The organism is Microbacterium umsixpiens (genome assembly GCF_053543675.1).
This window is the reverse complement of sequence record NZ_JBLVOH010000215.1, coordinates 1-735: the sequence shown is the minus strand read 5'-3', so window position 1 is coordinate 735 and position 735 is coordinate 1. Positions and strand designations below refer to the sequence as shown.

General features: G+C 70.7%; 1 pseudogene. It reads right to left on the bottom strand.

What is annotated here, in order from left to right:
* Window positions 1–644, bottom strand: a pseudogene (locus tag ACNPM4_RS18455) (right-handed parallel beta-helix repeat-containing protein); the annotation flags it as partial.
* Window positions 645–735: the final 91 nt, after the last annotated feature.

Genomic DNA, 735 nt, shown 5'->3' with positions numbered 1-735 from the left:
GTGGGGGCCGGCGCAGGCGCCGGAGCAGGCGTCGGAGCAGCGATGGCGGTGGCGCGGATGTCGTCGATACCCACGGGCACTGCCGACTTCGCCCCGGAAGAGGTGTAGAGCGCGAAGGCGTAACCACCCGGCTTCTGCAGGCGTGCGGACGATGCATCCGAGTGCGAGACCTGCCAGGCCGACGGCTCTGCGGCACCCGAGACCCAGGCTTTCGCCGAGAGGGCGACGGGGTTGGTGCCGGTCACCCGGAACGCGACGTCCAGCGAGGTTCCACTCTTCACGGTCACCGGAAGGCGACGCTCGGCGAGGCTCTGGACCCCGGTGAGGTCAGTGAGTCGCACGACGGACACGTAGGCCGAGCCATCGGGGTGCACACGCACCCGCACGCCGTAGGAGTCCTTCCCGGAGACGCGCACCGCCTGCGCGAGGTAGATCGGACCGCCGACGGGCAACTTCGGGATCGAGAGCGAGAACTTGCTGTCGACGTCGGCTGCCGAGACGCCGGTCACGGTCGCCCGCGCGGTGATCCCCGGCTTACGGCTCGCCAGCAGAGCCACGTCTCCCGTGACACTGGAGGCGCCCTCGACGACGCGCCACGCGCCGGCGGCCGATGATCCCCATCCGGAGCCGACGGTGCGGTCCATGTCGTCGTCGATGACCGGGGCAGGAGCAGCCGCTGCAGGTCGCGTCGCTCCCTGCGACACATCCGCCGATGCGGCTACCGGCACAGACGTC